A 16,773-nucleotide genomic window follows, 5' to 3' on the forward strand; every position below is an offset into this window, starting at 1 on the left:
GCATCCATTACAATCCGGCTGCAACGGGCCATCGCGCTCTCCTCCCCTCCCCAGCCGCCGCCTACCCGCCATGAAGCAAGATCCGCGTTTCCCAAAGCTGTACATCCTCGATCACCCGCTGATCCAGCACAAGCTCTCCCATATGCGCGACAAGGACACCTCCACGCGCACGTTCCGCGAGCTGCTGCGGGAGATCACGCTGCTGATGGGTTATGAAATCACGCGCGACCTGCCGCTCACCACGCGCCGCATCGAGACGCCGCTGGTGGAAATCGACGCGCCCGTCATCGCCGGCAAGAAGCTCACCATCGTGCCGGTGCTGCGCGCCGGCGTGGGCATGAGCGACGGCCTGGTCGAGCTGATTCCCTCGGCCCGCATCGGCCATATCGGCGTCTACCGCGACGACCAGCACCGCCCGGTGGAATACCTGGTGCGCCTGCCCGACGTGGAAGACCGCAGCTTTATCCTGTGCGACCCGATGGTCGCCACCGGCTACTCCGCCGCCCATGCGGTGGATGTGCTCAAGCGCCGCGGCGTCAAGGACGATGCGATCACCTTCGTCGCGCTGGTGGCGGCGCCGGAAGGCGTGGAGGTCTTCCAGAAGGCGCACCCCGACGTGAAGCTGTTCGTCGCGTCGCTGGACAGCCACCTGGACGAGCACGCCTATATCATCCCCGGCCTGGGCGACGCGGGCGACCGCCTGTTCGGCACCAAGAACTGACGTTCCCGCGGGAGCGGGCGCTGAAACACGCCCGGCAATGGGCGTGGCCGGGACTGTATGCGCCCGGCTTGATCCGCCTCAATCCCCGCTGCAAGGGGTCTGCCTAGACTGGCGGCAACGGCACGCTATCCGTGCGTGCCACGCCTGACCAGGGAGACCCAGATGGCAGCCTTGAAAATCCTGTTCACCACCGGCACCGGGCTGATGAGCCTCGGCGTCATTGCCTTCATCATCGGCATGGGCTGTTTCTTTACCCGGCTGTTCCTGCGCAAGATGCGGGAAGACGCGGAAGCGGCGCGCCGCGGCTGAAAGCCGTTCCCGGCGACGGCCGGCGCCAACCGCCGCCCGGGCTGCCGCCTGCTTCTCCTACTTCTTCTTGCCGGAACCCAGCAGGCTGCCCAGCACGCCGCGGATCAGTTCGCGCCCGACTTGCGAGCCGACCGTACGCGCAGCCGATTTGGCCATCGATTCCAGGATGGAGTCGCCGCGACCGGTCTTGCCGGTACCCCGGGTCAATCCGCCGAAGATCTCGCCGGCCTGCTCGAGCCAGCCGCCGCCCTGTGCCGGCGCCTGCTCCGGCGGGCCGGCCGTGGGCACGCCGCCGGCCGGCGTGGCGGGGGCGGAACCGGGCGCCGGCGCGGCCGGGCTGCCCTTGAGCTTCTCGTAAGCCGACTCGCGATCGATGGTCTGCTCATAGGTGCCGGCCACCAGCGAGCTGGCCAGCAACTGCTTGCGCTCGTCGTCGGTGATCGGGCCGATCCGGCTGCCGGGCGCCAGCACCCAGGCGCGCTCCGTGATGCCGGGAATGCCCTTGGCATCGAGCAGCGACACCAGGGCCTCGCCCACGCCCAGCTCGCCGATGGCCTGTTCGATATCCAGCCCGGGATTGGCGCGCATGGTGGTCGCCGCCACCTTGACCGCCTTCTGGTCGCGCGGCGTGAAAGCGCGCAGCGCATGCTGCACGCGGTTGCCAAGCTGGCCCAGCACGGTGTCCGGGATATCCGCGGGATTCTGCGTGACGAAATACACGCCCACGCCCTTGGAGCGGATCAGCCGCACCACCTGCTCGATCTTGTCGAGCAGGGCCTTGGGCGCATCGTTGAACAGCAGGTGCGCCTCGTCGAAGAAAAACACCAGCTTGGGCTTGTCGAGATCGCCCGCCTCGGGCAGCTTTTCGAACAGTTCCGACAGCAGCCACAGCAGGAAGGTGGCGTAGAGCTTGGGCGAATTCAGCAGCTTGTCGGCGGCGAGGATATTGACCACGCCCCGCCCGTTCTCGGTCTGGATGAAGTCGTCCAGGTTGAGCATGGGCTCGCCGAAGAAGACGTCGGCGCCTTGCGACTCCAGCGACATCAGGCCGCGCTGGATGGCGCCGATCGAGGCCGCCGAGATATTGCCGTATTCGGTGGTGAACTGGCCGGCGTTGTCGCCCACGTACTGCAGCATGGCCCGCAGGTCCTTGGCGTCGAGCAGCAGCAGGCCGTTGGCGTCGGCAATGCGGAACACCAGGTTGAGCACGCCCTGCTGGGTGTCGTTGAGCTCCAGCATGCGCGACAGCAGCAGCGGCCCCATATGCGAGACCGTGGCGCGCACCGGATGGCCCTTCTGCCCGAACACATCCCATAGCGTGGTGGGACAGCCCCCCCAGACCGGCTCGGGCAGGCCGAGGTCAGCCAGGCGCGCCTTGAGTTTGTCGGACAGCTTGCCCGGCTGGGATATGCCGGTCAGGTCACCTTTGACGTCGGCCATGAAGACCGGCACCCCCAACTGGGAGAAGCCCTGGGCCAGGCTTTGCAGCGTCACGGTCTTGCCGGTGCCGGTGGCGCCGGTGATCAGGCCGTGCCGGTTGCCCATCTCGGGCAGCAGGGCAAGTTCCAGCGCGGCATTCTTGGCGATGATGATAGGTTCGGCCATGATCTCTCTGGTTGGCAGGCAGCGCAGCGGCGTGGCCGCGACCGTCCCCGCCCCCTGGCCATCCCCGCATCGGGGGTGCCAGCGGCGGCGGGGCCGCGTGATAAAATACCGGGCTGATTATAGCCAGCCCCCAGGCCGGCTCCCAGACACACAACATCATCCGGCCGTGCCGGGCGACCCTGCATCGTTCGCCCGGCAAGGCCGGCGCGCTCCCGCCAACGCGCGCGCGTCAAACGTTTTCCGCTTCGGAGAGAATCATGGCCGGTCACTCAAAATGGGCCAATATCAAACACAAGAAAGCCGCCGCTGACGCCAAGCGCGGCAAGGTCTGGACGCGCCTGATCAAGGAAATCACCGTCGCCGCCAAGCTCGGCGGCGCGGATCCCGACTCCAACCCGCGCCTGCGCCTGTCCATGGACAAGGCAATGGACGCGAACATGCCCAAGGACAACATCCAGCGCGCCATCCAGCGCGGCGTGGGTGGCCTGGACGGCGCCAACTACGAAGAAATCCGCTACGAGGGCTATGGCCTCGCCGGCGCGGCCATCATCGTCGACTGCCTGACCGACAACCGCACCCGTACCGTGGCCGAAGTGCGCCATGCCTTCTCCAAGAACGGCGGCAACATGGGCACGGAAGGCTCGGTGGCGTTCATGTTCACCCATTGCGGCCAGTTCCTGTTCGCTCCCGGCACCGCCGAGGACAAGCTGATGGAAGCCGCGCTGGAAGCCGGCGCCGACGACGTCGTCACCAACGACGACGGTTCGATCGAAGTGCTGTGCCCGCCCAACGATTTCGCCACGGTCAAGGCCGCGCTGGAAGCCGCGGGCTTCAAGGCCGAGATGGCCGACGTCACCATGAAGCCGCAGAACGAAGTCAGCTTCACCGGCGACGACGCCGTCAAGATGCAAAAGCTGCTCGACGCCCTGGAGAACCTGGACGACGTGCAGGAAGTCTTCACCAACGCGGTGATCGAGGAGTAAGGCGGGGATCGGGTAAGACCTCGCCTCACGGCGGCAGCGCGGCTCGATAAGCCATTGCTGCCGCTTTTCGCATTTCGCATGCGTCATTTTTTCTGGCAGTAGATCATGAAAGTATTGGTTGTCGGCTCGGGTGGTCGTGAGCACGCGCTGGCCTGGAAACTGGCCCAGTCGCCCAAGGTGCAGGTGGTGTACGTGGCGCCGGGCAACGGCGGCACCGCGCTCGACAAGCGTCTGCAGAACATTCCGCTGACCGATCCGGAAGTGCTGGCCGCCTTCGCCGAGCGCGAAGGCGTGAACTTCACCGTGGTCGGCCCCGAGGCCCCGCTGGCGGCTGGCATCGTCGATATCTTCCGCGCCAAGGGCCTGCGCATCTTCGGCCCGACGCAAGCGGCGGCCCAGCTGGAATCCTCCAAGGATTTCGCCAAGGCCTTCATGCAGCGGCACGGCATCCCGACCGCCGCCTACCAGACCTTCAACGACGCCGCCGCCGCCCATGCCTATATCGACGCGCAGGGCGCGCCGATCGTGATCAAGGCCGACGGCCTGGCCGCCGGCAAGGGCGTGGTGGTTGCCGCCACGCTGGAAGAAGCGCACAGCGCGGTCGACATGATGCTGGCCGACAACCGCCTCGGCGATGCCGGCGCGCGCGTGGTGATCGAAGAGTTCCTCGAGGGCGAGGAAGCCAGCTTCATCGTGCTGGTGGACGGCAGGAACGTGCTCGCCCTGGCCACCAGCCAGGACCACAAGCGCCTGCTCGATCACGACGCCGGCCCCAATACCGGCGGCATGGGCGCGTATTCGCCGGCGCCGGTGGTCACGCCTGCGCTGCACGCGCGCGCGCTGCGCGAGATCATCATGCCGACCGTGCGCGGCATGGAGAAGGACGGCATCGTCTACACCGGTTTCCTCTACGCCGGCCTGATGATCGACGCCGAAGGCAACCTCAAGACGCTGGAATTCAATTGCCGCATGGGCGATCCGGAAACCCAGCCGATCCTGGCGCGCCTGAAGACCGACCTGGTCGACGTGATGGAGCATGCCGTCAGCGGCAAGCTCGACGAGATCGAGCTTGACTGGGACCGCCGCACCGCGCTGGGCGTGGTGATGGCGGCGCACGGCTATCCCGATGCGCCGCGCAAGGGCGACGCCATCACCGGCATCCCGCCCGAGGCCGACGACAGCGTGACCTTCCACGCCGGCACCACGCTCACGGACGGCGTGCTGCTGACCACGGGCGGGCGCGTGCTGTGCGTGGTAGGCCTGGCCGATACCGTCAAGGCGGCGCAGCGCGCGGCCTACGCCGCCGCCGAGAAGATCCACTTCGACGGCATGCAGTACCGTACCGACATCGGCTACCGCGCGATCAAGCGGTAAAGGAACGGATAAATCTGCTGCGAGCGGCCCATGGCCGGTCCGGTGGTGCTCGCCTTACCCATGTACGGCTGCGCTCCCCGGACCGGCCATAGGCCGCTCGCTACGATTTCCCCCACCCCTGTACGATTGCCCTGGCCAAACTGACCCGATCCGGCCAAGGCTTGCGCCAGCCAGTACAATCATGACATCGCGATGACGGCCGGGCAGGTTGGAAAGACCTGTCCGGCCGTCACCGCTCCGGCCCACCCGCCCGCACACCATGATCGATTCCCAGGCAGTCCGTGCCTATCTGCTCGGTCTGCAAGACCGTATCACCGACGCCGTCGCCGCCATCGATGGCCAGCCGTTCTCGACCGATGCCTGGGAGAAGCCGCCCACCGAGCGCCTGCGCGGCAGCGGCCGCACCCGCATACTGGAAGGCGGTGCCGTGATGGAGCGCGCCGGCGTGGGCTTCTCGCACGTGCAGGGCGACGCGCTGCCGCCGTCGGCCACCGCCAACCGTCCGGAACTGGCGGGCCGCGGCTTCGAGGCGCTGGGCGTCTCGCTGGTATTTCACCCGCGCAACCCCTACGTGCCCACCGTGCACATGAACGTGCGCTGCCTGATGGCGGTAAAGGAAGGCGCCGAGCCGGTCTGGTGGTTCGGCGGCGGCATGGACCTGACGCCGTACTACGGCGATGCCGGCGACTGCACCCACTTCCACCGCACCTGCCGCGACGCGCTCGCGCCCTATGGCGAGGACCTCTATCCGCGCTTCAAGCGGTGGTGCGACGAATACTTCTTCCTCAAGCACCGGGGCGAGGCACGCGGCATCGGCGGCATCTTCTTCGATGACTTCTCCGCGCTTGGCTTCGAGCGCAGCTTTGCCATGATGCAGTCCGTGGGCGATGCCTTCCTGGACGCCTACCTGCCGATCCTGCAGGCGCGCAAGGACACACCCTATGGCGAGCGCGAACGCGACTTCCAGGCTTACCGGCGCGGCCGCTACGTGGAATTCAACCTGGTATTCGACCGCGGCACGCATTTCGGCCTGCAATCGGGCGGGCGCAGCGAGTCGATCCTGATGTCGATGCCGCCGCTGGCCAGCTGGCGCTACGACTGGCAGCCGGAGCCGGGCAGCGCGGAAAGCGCGCTGTACACCGATTTCCTGCCAGTACGCGAGTGGGCCTGACGGCAACCCTATGGAATACGACAACGCAGCACCGCGCACCGCCAACGCAGCATCCACCGCCTCCAGCACTGCCGGCCATGGCGCCCGCCCCTACCGGCTCGGCATCCTCGGCGGCACCTTCGACCCGCCGCATATCGGCCATGTGGCGCTGGCCAGGCTATGCATCGAGCATCTGGAACTGGACGAACTGGTCTGGATCCCGACCGGCCAGTCCTGGCAAAAGGGCGACGACGTAACCCCTGCCGCCGACCGGCTCGCCATGACCGAGCTGGCCGCGGCGACGCTGTCGGACACCCGCGCGCGGGTCCATGCCAGCCGCATGGAAGTGGATCGCGCGGGTCCCAGCTACACCGTCGACACCGTGCACGAACTGCGCGAGCGCTATGGCCCCACCGCCTCGCTGGCCTGGCTCATGGGGGCCGACCAGTTGCTGCGCCTGCACACCTGGCATGGCTGGCAGGAACTGTTCGCCGATGTCCATCTTTGCGTCGCGACCCGGCCCGGTTTCGACCTCGGGGAACTGGACGGTCCGGTACGGGAAGAGCTCGCGGCGCGGCGCGCATCCACCGACCTGATACAATCCATGCCCTCCGGCCGCATGTGGATCGACCAGACGCTTGCCGTCGACCTCTCCTCCACCGCCCTACGCCAACGCCTGGCTGCCGGACAACCGGCAGATGACCAGCTGCCGCCCGGCGTGGCACACTACATCGCGAGCCGCGGCCTGTATCGGCCGACCCAGTCGGATCTGCCCATCCCGGCCCGCCCCAAAACCGATCTCAGCTGAACTGAAAAGCACCATGGATATTCGCAAACTGCAACGCGCCATCGTCGACGGCCTCGAAGATGTCAAAGCGCAGGACATCAAGGTGTTCGACACCACCCACCTGACCGAACTGTTCGACCGGGTGGTGATCGCCAGCGGGAGCTCGAACCGCCAGACCAAGGCGCTGGCCGCCTCGGTCCGCGATACCGTCAAGGATGCCGGCGGCCATATCATCGCGGTGGAAGGGCTGGAAACGGGTGAATGGGTGCTGGTGGATTGCGGCGACGCGGTCGTGCACATCATGCAGCCGCAACTGCGCATGTACTACAACCTCGAGGAAATCTGGGGCGACAAGCCGGTACGCCTGAAGCTGTCCGCCGCCAAGAAGGGCCTGGCCAAGGCCAGCGAGCCGATGGACGAGGAAGACGACGCCGCCCCGGTGGTGCGCACCGCGCGCCGCGCCAGCGGCCTGCGCCCCGCCCTGGCCCGCCTGCCGGAAGGCATGAAAGAGCCTTCGCCGCCGCTTGGCCACGAAGACACCGATCCGGATGCCATCGCCACCAACCGCGCCCCGGCCGTGGCAAAGCGCCTGACCAGCGCCCTGGGCTCGGCCCCGGCACGCAAGGCGCCGGCCAAGTCCGCCGCACCGCGCAAGACCGCTGCCGGCACCGGCGCGGCACGCAAGACCGCCACCAAGACGGCCACCAAAACGGCTGCCAAGGCACCTGCCGCCAAGGCCCCGGCCGCGCGCAAGCGCACCACCCGCTCGGCCTGAGCCGGGCCGGGCCGCCTCCCGCCATGCAGTTGCTGATCGTGGCCGTTGGCCACAAGATGCCCGGCTGGATCGAATCCGGCTTCGCGGAGTATGCCAAGCGCATGCCCCCGGAGCTGCGCATCGAGCTGCGCGAAATCAAGCCCGAAGCGCGCTCGTCCAGCAATAACGCCACCACCGTGATGCAGCGGGAGGCGGCCCGCATCGAGGCGGCGCTGCCCAAGCAATGCCGCATCGTGGCGCTGGACGAGCGCGGGCGCGATCTCACGACAGTGCAGCTTGCCGGGCAACTGGGCGACTGGCAGCGCGAAGGCGGCGATGTCGCCTTCCTGATCGGCGGCGCCGACGGGCTCGATCCCGCCCTGAAAGCCCGTGCCCAGACCCTGATCCGGCTCTCCAGCCTGACCCTGCCGCATGGCATGGTGCGCGTGCTGCTGGCCGAACAGCTTTACCGGGCCTGGTCGGTCACGCAGAACCATCCGTATCACCGGGTCTGAGCGGCTTGCGCCTGCCGTCCTGCCGGCTGCCCAGGGCAGGCAGGTACAATGCGGCCGGAGCGGCGCATACCGCCCGCTGGCGCTCCCCTACCCGGATTCCCCGACTGCCTGCCGTGACCCATTCCTTCCTCTATCTCGCCTCCCAGAGCCCGCGCCGGCGCGAATTGCTCACCCAGCTTGGCGTCGCCTACGAGTTGCTGCTGGCCGATGGCGATGAAGACGCCGAGGCGCTGGAAGCCGTACTCCCTGGCGAAAGCCCCGACGACTACGTGCAGCGCGTGTGCGCGCTCAAGGCCGAGGCCGCGCTGCGCCGGCGCGAACGGCGGGCCCTGCCGGACGCGCCCATCCTGACTTCGGACACCACCGTCTGCCTCGGCGGCGAGATCCTCGGCAAACCCGCCGACGACGCCGACGCGGCACGCATGCTGGCCGCGCTGTCCGGCACCACCCACCGCGTCCTGACGGCGGTGACGGTAGTGTCCACGCTCGGCCTGCGCCATGCCCTATCGGTCTCCGAGGTCAGCTTCCGCGCCATGACCCCTGGCGAGATCGCGGCCTACGTTGCCAGCGGCGAGCCGGCCGGCAAGGCCGGCGCCTACGGCATCCAGGGCCGCGCCGCCGAGTTCGTGGCGCGAATCGGCGGCAGCTATTCGGGTATCATGGGTTTGCCCCTGTTCGAGACGGCTGCGCTGCTCAGACAGGCCCAACTGCGGTTCTGAGAACCCCGCCATCGACCTTCCGTCACCTTGTGGCCGTCACCCCATGGCCGTCACCCCATGGCCGTGACGTCGCCCCCGGAGCGCGTGGCGGCAAAGTGCGGACAACCATCTGGCCGGTCAGCCGGCGACGAGTTTCATCCACTATGACTGAAGACATCCTCGTCAACATCACACCGCAGGAAACGCGCGTGGCCATCGTGCAGCAGGCCGCCGTGCAGGAACTCCATGTCGAGCGCACGCTGTCGCGCGGGCTGGTCGGCAACATCTACCTCGGCAAGGTCGTGCGCGTGCTGCCGGGCATGCAATCCGCCTTCATCGATGTCGGCCTGGAACGCGCGGCCTTCCTCCACGTGGCCGATATCTGGCATCCGCGCGACCCCGAAAAAAACGGCAACACCGCGCCGCTGGCGATCGAGAAGACGCTCTACGAAGGCCAGGCGCTGATGGTGCAGGTCATCAAGGACCCGATCGGCACCAAGGGCGCGCGCCTGTCGACCCAGGTCAGCATTGCCGGGCGCACCCTGGTCTACCTGCCACAGGACCCGCACATCGGCATCTCCCAGCGCATCGAGGGCGAGGTCGACCGCGAAGCGCTGCGCTCGCGCGTGCAGGGGCTGGTGCCGGCGGATGAGCGCGGCGGCTTTATCGTGCGCACCATCGCCGAGGAATCCAGCAACGAGGAACTCGGCAACGACATCGCCTACCTGCGCAAGATCTGGGCCTCGATCCGCCAGAACGCCACCACCCTGCCCGCGCCCAGCCTGCTCTACCAGGACCTCAACCTGGCCCAGCGCGTGCTGCGCGACTTCGTCAACGACGCCACCAACGTGATCCAGGTGGATTCGCGCGAGAACTACCTGAAGCTGGTCGAATTCGCCGAGGAGTACACGCCCGCGGTGCTGCCGCGGCTGTCGCACTACACCGGCGAGCGCCCGGTCTTCGACCTCTTCAATATCGACGCGGAGATCGAGAAAGCCCTGTCGCGCCGGGTCGACCTGAAATCCGGCGGCTACCTGATGATCGACCAGACGGAGGCCATGACCACCATCGACGTCAACACCGGGGGCTATGTCGGCGCGCGCAATTTCGACGACACCATCTTCAAGACCAACCTCGAAGCGGCGCATACCATCGCGCGCCAGCTGCGGCTGCGCAACCTCGGCGGCATCATCATCATCGACTTCATCGATATGGAGAACACCGAGCACCGCGACCAGGTGCTCTCGGAGCTCAAGCGCGCGCTGTCGCGCGACCGCACCCGCATCACCGTCAACAGCTTCTCGCAACTGGGGCTGGTGGAGATGACCCGCAAACGCACCCGCGAGTCGCTGGCGCACGTGCTGTGCGAGCAATGCCCCGTGTGCACGGGCAAGGGCCAGGTCAAGACCCCGCGCACGGTCTGCTATGACATCCTGCGCGAGATCATGCGCGAGTCGCGCCAGTTCAACCCGCGCGAATTCCGCATCCTCGGCTCGCAGCAAGTCATCGACCTGTTCCTCGAGGAAGAAAGCCAGCACCTGGCCATGCTCGGCGATTTCATCGGCAAGCCGATCTCGCTGCAGGTGGAATCGACGTTCCATCAGGAACAGTACGACATCATCCTGATGTAGACAGGAACCGCATCAGGCGATGCCCCCGGCGGCCGCCTGATGCGGCGAAACGCTCTCGCGCAGGAAGCCCCGGATCAAGCGCACCAGGTCCTCTTCCATCTCCGGGCTGGCAAGCAGCGTCTCGTCCTGCGCAAGCGCACTGCGAATCACGCCGATCACGGCCTGCGTCATCACGAACGCAGCCATGGGCCGCAGGACGAGCACGCGATTCTGCGCGTCCACCAGCCGGCCTGAACTCAGCCACTCAATGACCTGCGCCGCGGAGCTGTCCAGGGCGGGACGGCTGCGCGAAGCCAGCGCCACCTCCAGCAATAGCTTGCGCACCCGGTGACGGCCGCCGAATGCGCCCAGCAGCGCGCGGACCAGCAGCCTGGCGCGATCGCCGGGGTCGCCGGCGCCCGGCGTGCCCAGCAGGACATCCAGCCGGCCCAGCACGCGCTCGATCTCCCGGCGGCCCAAGGCCTCCATCACTTCCTGCTTGTTCGAGAAATACTGGTAGAGCGTACCGATGCTGATGCCCGCAACCTCGGCGATCCGGTTGGTGCTCAGGGTTTCCATGCCTTCCCTGTCGAGCAGCCGGATGGTTGACTCGAATATGAGTTCCAGCTTCTCGCGAGCGCGCGCCTGCGTCGGTCGGCGGCGCCTTGGACCGCTGATCTTAAGGGGTTTCAGCTCCATGGACGGCGCTCCGGAACGCGAGTAAATGAATCTGATACTAGCTCATATAATCGTCCAGACAACGCGTCCGAACAACATCGCGCACCGGGGCCGGGCATGACAAATCTGGACATACTCCAACTCTATGCATTGCCCGTGGTGGTTGGCGCATCCCTGGTCGAAGCGCTGGTGCTGCATTGGCGCAAGCCCGGCACCTTCGACTGGCATGAGGCATGGCTGTCGCTGGTGGACCTGGCGGGGCGCAAGGTGCTGATCTTCCTGCCCTTGTCGCTGGCGGCGCCGGTGTTCGCGCTGGCCTGGCAGCACCGCCTGCAAACCATCGAGCTCAATGGCTGGCTGCTTGGCGCGCTGTTGTTCGTCGGGCAGGAGTTCTGCTACTACTGGTACCACCGCGCGGCGCACCGCGTGCGCTTCTTCTGGGCCACGCACGCCGTCCATCACTCGCCCAACCAGCTCACCTTGTCGACGGCTTACCGCCTGGGCTGGACCGGCAAGCTCACCGGCACCACGCTGTTCTTCACGCCGCTGGTCTGGCTGGGCTTCCATCCCGACGTGGTGCTGGCGACGCTGTCGCTGAACCTGCTCTACCAGTTCTGGATTCATGCCACCTGGATTCCGCGGCTGGGCGGGCTGGAATATGTCCTGAACACCCCGTCCGCGCACCGGGTCCATCACGCCTCGAACCTTGACTACCTGGATGCCAACTATGGCGGCGTGCTGATCGTCTTCGACAGGCTGTTCGGCACCTATGTTGCGGAACGGGATGACTTGCCGTGCCGCTACGGACTGGTGACGCCGATGCGATCGCGCAATCCGCTGCGGGTCGAGTTCCAGCAATGGCTGGACCTTGGACGGGACTTGTCGCAAGCCACCAGCCTGCGTGCCGTGCTCGGCTACCTCCTGCTGCCGCCAGGGTGGCGCCCGGACGGACAGGGCCACACCACCGAGGCGCTGCGCCGCCAGCCCGCCCTGGTCACCCTGACAACAGACAACAGCACTGGCGAGCCGAAGTAAGGCAGCGTCGCCTCGGCGTCGTGGCGATTCCCTTGCGCACGCGTGCCGCGCGGTCATTGCCGCGGGGACCATGTGCCCGCGCCATGCGAAGCGCCCTCCAGCCAAATGCCGGCAAGCCGAGCGGCAAGCGCGCTTGGTCTGCTGTCGCATATTGGCCCGTCGCTTTCCTCTCGCCTTCCTTGCGCCATCCTCTATAAATACGGATATGGTTGCGCGCCGTCAGTTGCCGAGTGGGCACGGGCGCAAAGGAGTGGCCATGAAGAACACGCGCTTGCCTCCATGGCTGCTGGCCGCCGCGTTGACCGCGTTGACGGCATGCACGGTGACACTGCCACCGTCGCCCCCGCCCAAGGCGCGCGCGCCGGAAGCACCCGCGGCTCCCGCCGCCGCCGCGCGCGAGCGGGCCACGCCGATTCCCCCGCACGATATCGATCTCTCTGGCAATTGCCAGCGCACCGAGGAAGACGGCTTCCGCGAGGACGCGCATCTGCGCGTGGCGAGCAACGATGTGCGCGTGCTCACCTGGACCTTGTGGGTAGGCAGGCATGGCTCCTGCCATTTCGACCTGACCGAGTTCCGCCAGACCCGCAAGACCCCGCATATCGAGCTGCGCGCGCTCGACGATAGCGGCTGCACGCTGATGGTCTGGCAGGACCCGAGGCGGATCACGCTGGCGCATGCGCATTGCGAGCGGCACTGCACGCCGGGCATCTACGAGCAGGCCTGGCCGGTGCTGTTCGACCCGCGCAGCGGCGCTTGCGCGGAGATTCGGTAAGTGGGCGCCTGCGACGTATCGCGCCGGTGCGCCGCCCGCCCGCGCGGCGGCATCCCCAGGCGCGAGAGCGATATCCCTACTTGACCTTCGGCACCCGGCCCATCAGGTAGAACTCCTCGTTCGGCCGCATGCTGATGGTATTGGCCATGCGATTCGACAGGCCGAAGAAGGCCGTGATGGCGGCGATATCCCAGGCATCCTCATCGCTGAAGCCGTGCTTGCGCAACGCAGAGAAATCAGCGTCGTCGACCTCGTTGGAGGCCTGGCAGACCTTGAGGGCGAAGTCGAGCATGGCGCGCTCGCGCGGCGTAATGTCGGCCTTGCGGTAGTTGACCGCCACCTGGTCGGCCAGGGTCGGCTTCTTCTCATAGATGCGCAGGATGGCGCCATGCGCCACCACGCAGTAGAGGCACTGGTTGGCGCCCGAGGTGGCGACCACGATCATCTCGCGCTCGCCCTTGGTCAGGCCGCCGTCCTTGAGCATCAGCGCGTCATGGTAGGCAAAGAAGGCGCGGAACTCGTCCGGCCGGTGGGCCAGCGTGAGAAACACGTTTGGCACAAAGCCGGCCTTGTCCTGGACTTCCAGGATGCGCTGGCGGATATCCTCGGGCAGGTCCGCGATGGCGGGAACCGGGTAGCGGCTCAGCGGCGGCGTCGATGCGGTCATGGTGGTCTCCTTCGGGGGTCTCCCCCTCTCTGCACTGTGCATGGACCGCCCGCGTCGGCTGCCGAGGGCAGCGGGAAAAGCCGGCTTACTGGGTCGCGAACTGGATCCTGTGCAGCCCGGCGTAGAGGCCCTCAGCCGAGAGCAGCTCGGCGTGGGTGCCATGTTCGGCCACCCGTCCGTGGTCGAGCACCACGATGCGGTCGGCGTTCTCGATGGTCGACAGCCGGTGCGCGATCACCAGCGTGGTGCGGCCGACCATCAAGGCTTCCAGCGCGGCCTGCACCTGGCGCTCGGACTCCGAATCAAGTGCGGAAGTCGCCTCGTCGAGGATCAGGATCGGCGCATCCTTGTAGAGGGCGCGCGCGATCGCCAGGCGTTGGCGCTGCCCGCCGGACAGCTTCATGCCATTGTCGCCGATATTGGTCTGCAGGCCCTGCGGCAGGCCCTTGACCACATCGGTCAGGTAGGCCGCGGCCAGCGCGCGCTCGACGCGCGCCATGTCGATGTCGGCGGCGGAATGCACGCCATAAGCCACGTTGGCCGCCACGGTATCGTTGAACAGCACCACGTCCTGGCTGACGAAGGCGATCTGGCGGCGCAGGTCCTGCAGCGAGAACGCATCGATGGTCTGGCCGTCCAGCAGGATGCGGCCATGGGTCGGGTCGAAGAAGCGGGGCACCAGGTTGACCAGCGTGGTCTTGCCGCTGCCCGACGGGCCCACCAGCGCCACCACCTCGCCGGCGCTGACATGGAAATCGATATTGTCCAGCGCCGGGCGGGCGGCATCGCCGTAGCGGAAGCCCACCTTGTCGAACACCAGCTCGCCGCGCGCTCGCGCGAGCGGCAGCCCGCCCTGCTGCCGCTCGATCGGCTCATCGATCAGGCCGAAGATCATCTCGGCCGCGGTAAGGCCACGCTGCAGGGGCTGATTCAGATCGGTCAGGTGCTTGAGCGGCGAGATCAGCAGCAGCATCGCCATCACAAAGCCGGTGAAACTCCCCACCGTGGTCTGGTTGGACTGCGACTGGATCATCGCGATGGTCAGGATGACCGACAATGCCAGCGCCGCCAGGAACGCCGTGACCGGCTGGTTCAGCCCGCCCGCCACCGCCATGCGCATGGAATAGCCGCGCAGGCGCTCGGCCATGGCCGCAAAACGCGATATCTCATACTGCTCGCCGCCATGCAGCTTGACCACCTTGTAGCCGCCGGCCGCTTCCTCGACCACGTAGGCAGCGGTGTTGGTCAGTGCCTGGTGGTCGCGATTGAGGCGGCGCAGGCGGCGGTTGACCTTGGACATGATGAAGCCGATCACCGGCAGGATCACCGCCACCACCAGCGTCAGCCGCCAGTTGGTGTAGAAGAGGTAGATCAGCAGCGCCAGCACGGTGAGCGAATCGCGCACCAGGGTGATCAGTACGCCGGTCAGGATCTGCATGACCTGGTTGACTTCGAAGATCACGGCATTGATCAGCGAAGCCGCGGTATTGCGATGGAAGAACAGCGCCGGCGCGTGCAGCATGCGCTCGAACATCTGCATGCGCATCTTCAGCAGCACGCGGTTGGAGATCAGGCTGAGCAGGTAGCCGGAGGCGAACTGCGCCACGCCGCGCACCAGCGCCACGCCGGTCAGCAAGGCCGGCACGTGCCAGAGCTTGCCGGCATAGGCGCCGCCGAAGCCCTTGTCGAGCAGGTCGTTGACAATCTTGGGGATGATCCCCTCGGCGCCCGCCACGACCGCCATGGCGATGATGGCGACGATGAAGACACGCATTTCCGGCCGCAGATAGGCCCAGACTCGCTTCAGTGTGTCGGCTTCCTGAACCGGCGGCGCATGTTGTTCTTGAACTTTCACGGATTCTCCACCCCGTCGGCGCGGGGATACTTTGCTTGTACCGCTGCCAGGCCGAGCAACAGCCCGATGACGCCGGCATAAAAAACGATGTTGGCCTGGTGCGCCATCGTCACCTGGGTCAGGCCGCCGATCAGGCTGGACATGACCACCGCCAGTCCGGCCGCGGCGAGGCACTCGCCACGCTCGTCGGCCTGGCGGCGGCTCTGGCCCAGCAACCTGAAGAACAGCCAGGCCGGCACCAGGAAGATCGACATCACGGCAACCAGGCCGGGCACGCCCATGGTGGCCAGCGCCTCCATCACATCGTTGTGGGCATGCTCCAGGCAGAACTGATGACTGCGGCTGACCTGGCAGGCCGGCAGCGCCTGCGTCAGCTGTCGGAACTGGCCCAGACCGATCCCGGTCCATGGATGCGCCTCGAACGCCTTGGCCGCCATTTGCCAGATCAGCAGACGCGCACCGGTCGAGGTATCGGCGTTGCCGGCCTCGAACTGCGCGACATCCTGGCCGACCAGGTCCACACGCTTGGCGACCGGGCTGCCGGGCAACGCATAGAGCGCACCTGCCAGCGCTGCCAGCAATACCACCATGCCGATAAAGGCCGGCAGCCGGATACGGCGATAGCGCACCGCCAGCAGCGGCACCATGGTCACGGCCAGGGACAGCCAGGCGCCACGCGACCCGTTGAGGACCAGCACGGCACCCGCCACCGCCAGCCCGCCCCACGCCAATGCATGGTCGCGCCGGAGATGGCCCGGCCGCGCAAACCCGATCAGTCCGAACGCCGCCACCATATTGGCAAAGGCAATGGGCTGGGTCCAAGCCGCCGGGCGGTCATCGTGCAGCACCAGGAACTGGTACGCCACGATCAGCAGGCAGGACACCAGCGCCAGCGGGATCCCGTACCAGAGCATGCGGCTGTCCGGACGATGCCGCAATACCAGCAGGCAGGTCAGCAGGGCCAGCAGCGCGCGCGTGGGATTGTCGATTGCGCTCCAGCGCAGGCCAAACAGCAGCTTGGATGCGATGCTCACCGCGAGTACCGCTAGAATGGCTAGCCCGAGCGGCACCAGCAAGGAACGATAGCGCGCCATGGCCTGGCCCATGCCCCGCCAGCCCAGCAGCATGGCCAGCACCACTGCGCCGAGGAAGATGCCCGCGCCGCGCGGTATGCTCAGCAGCAGCACGGGAAAAGCAAGGACCAGCCCGCTGGCCAGCCATGCCTGTTTAGTCGCACGAAACACCATAAGCAAACTC

Annotated in this window: 17 protein-coding genes; 12 read left to right on the forward strand and 5 right to left on the reverse strand. The window is 67.0% G+C overall.

The annotated features are described in order from the left end of the window. The first annotated feature begins 70 nt into the window (after positions 1 to 70). Positions 71 to 721, forward strand: coding sequence for a uracil phosphoribosyltransferase (gene upp, locus AC3FOF_RS27600; protein ID WP_017224264.1), 651 nt, complete (start codon positions 71 to 73; stop codon positions 719 to 721). Positions 722 to 883: 162 nt separating this feature from the next. Then, a complete protein-coding gene (locus AC3FOF_RS27605) occupies positions 884 to 1,030 on the forward strand; it encodes a DUF3149 domain-containing protein (RefSeq protein WP_017224265.1) in 147 nt (48 codons plus the stop codon). Between the two features lie 57 nt (positions 1,031 to 1,087). Here AC3FOF_RS27605 and AC3FOF_RS27610 read toward each other — a convergent pair whose 3' ends face one another. Beyond that, positions 1,088 to 2,635: a helicase HerA-like C-terminal domain-containing protein gene (locus tag AC3FOF_RS27610; RefSeq protein ID WP_488728409.1), complete on the reverse strand. Its 1,548-nt coding sequence runs from the start codon at positions 2,633 to 2,635 to the stop codon at positions 1,088 to 1,090. A 257-nt stretch (positions 2,636 to 2,892) separates the two neighbouring features. Here AC3FOF_RS27610 and AC3FOF_RS27615 point away from each other — a divergent pair, with 257 nt between their 5' ends. From AC3FOF_RS27615 to rng, 8 genes are all read left to right on the forward strand, one after another. Next, positions 2,893 to 3,618: a YebC/PmpR family DNA-binding transcriptional regulator gene (locus AC3FOF_RS27615; protein ID WP_017225600.1), complete on the forward strand. Its 726-nt coding sequence runs from the start codon at positions 2,893 to 2,895 to the stop codon at positions 3,616 to 3,618. 105 nt (positions 3,619 to 3,723) lie between these two features. Continuing rightward, positions 3,724 to 4,992 carry a phosphoribosylamine--glycine ligase gene (gene purD / locus AC3FOF_RS27620; RefSeq protein ID WP_488728410.1) on the forward strand — a complete coding sequence of 423 codons (1,269 nt, stop codon included), beginning with the start codon at positions 3,724 to 3,726 and terminating at the stop codon, positions 4,990 to 4,992. Between the two features lie 259 nt (positions 4,993 to 5,251). Beyond that, complete coding sequence (gene hemF, locus AC3FOF_RS27625) at positions 5,252 to 6,163, forward strand: oxygen-dependent coproporphyrinogen oxidase (RefSeq protein WP_276267086.1); 912 nt, start codon at positions 5,252 to 5,254, stop codon at positions 6,161 to 6,163. Between the two features lie 10 nt (positions 6,164 to 6,173). Continuing rightward, a complete protein-coding gene (locus AC3FOF_RS27630) occupies positions 6,174 to 6,950 on the forward strand; it encodes a nicotinate-nucleotide adenylyltransferase (protein WP_488728411.1) in 777 nt (258 codons plus the stop codon). A gap of 13 nt (positions 6,951 to 6,963) precedes the next feature. Continuing rightward, positions 6,964 to 7,704, forward strand: coding sequence for a ribosome silencing factor (gene rsfS / locus AC3FOF_RS27635; RefSeq protein WP_488728412.1), 741 nt, complete (start codon positions 6,964 to 6,966; stop codon positions 7,702 to 7,704). A 23-nt stretch (positions 7,705 to 7,727) separates the two neighbouring features. Beyond that, positions 7,728 to 8,198, forward strand: a complete 471-nt coding sequence (rlmH, locus tag AC3FOF_RS27640) for a 23S rRNA (pseudouridine(1915)-N(3))-methyltransferase RlmH (RefSeq protein WP_488728413.1) — start codon at positions 7,728 to 7,730, stop codon at positions 8,196 to 8,198. A gap of 113 nt (positions 8,199 to 8,311) precedes the next feature. Next, positions 8,312 to 8,917: a Maf family protein gene (locus AC3FOF_RS27645; RefSeq protein ID WP_276267077.1), complete on the forward strand. Its 606-nt coding sequence runs from the start codon at positions 8,312 to 8,314 to the stop codon at positions 8,915 to 8,917. Positions 8,918 to 9,060: 143 nt separating this feature from the next. Then, on the forward strand, positions 9,061 to 10,527 hold the full coding sequence (rng, locus tag AC3FOF_RS27650) for a ribonuclease G (protein WP_017225129.1): 1,467 nt from the start codon (positions 9,061 to 9,063) through the stop codon (positions 10,525 to 10,527). 12 nt (positions 10,528 to 10,539) lie between these two features. On the opposite strand, the gene AC3FOF_RS27655 is transcribed toward rng, so the two are convergent. Next, complete coding sequence (locus AC3FOF_RS27655; RefSeq protein WP_488728414.1) at positions 10,540 to 11,205, reverse strand: TetR/AcrR family transcriptional regulator; 666 nt, start codon at positions 11,203 to 11,205, stop codon at positions 10,540 to 10,542. A 96-nt stretch (positions 11,206 to 11,301) separates the two neighbouring features. Between AC3FOF_RS27655 and AC3FOF_RS27660 the strand changes: the two genes are divergently transcribed. Continuing rightward, positions 11,302 to 12,219, forward strand: coding sequence for a sterol desaturase family protein (locus tag AC3FOF_RS27660; protein ID WP_488728415.1), 918 nt, complete (start codon positions 11,302 to 11,304; stop codon positions 12,217 to 12,219). Positions 12,220 to 12,475: 256 nt separating this feature from the next. Then, entirely contained in the window at positions 12,476 to 12,994 is a 519-nt protein-coding gene (locus AC3FOF_RS27665; protein WP_488728416.1) for a hypothetical protein, read from the forward strand. A gap of 76 nt (positions 12,995 to 13,070) precedes the next feature. Here the strand turns inward: AC3FOF_RS27665 and AC3FOF_RS27670 are convergent, their stop codons facing one another. From AC3FOF_RS27670 to AC3FOF_RS27680, 3 genes are all read right to left on the reverse strand, one after another. Continuing rightward, positions 13,071 to 13,661: a peroxidase-related enzyme gene (locus tag AC3FOF_RS27670; RefSeq protein ID WP_017224066.1), complete on the reverse strand. Its 591-nt coding sequence runs from the start codon at positions 13,659 to 13,661 to the stop codon at positions 13,071 to 13,073. Between the two features lie 85 nt (positions 13,662 to 13,746). Continuing rightward, the gene (msbA, locus tag AC3FOF_RS27675; protein WP_488728417.1) at positions 13,747 to 15,516 is read right to left on the reverse strand and encodes a lipid A export permease/ATP-binding protein MsbA; all 1,770 of its coding nucleotides are present in this window, start codon (positions 15,514 to 15,516) and stop codon (positions 13,747 to 13,749) included. After that, the gene (locus tag AC3FOF_RS27680; protein ID WP_488728418.1) at positions 15,513 to 16,763 is read right to left on the reverse strand and encodes an O-antigen ligase family protein; all 1,251 of its coding nucleotides are present in this window, start codon (positions 16,761 to 16,763) and stop codon (positions 15,513 to 15,515) included. Before AC3FOF_RS27680 ends, msbA begins: the two co-directional genes overlap by 4 nt. Positions 16,764 to 16,773: the final 10 nt, after the last annotated feature.

The sequence above is a fragment of the Cupriavidus sp. 96C5-1 genome, from assembly GCF_057798855.1.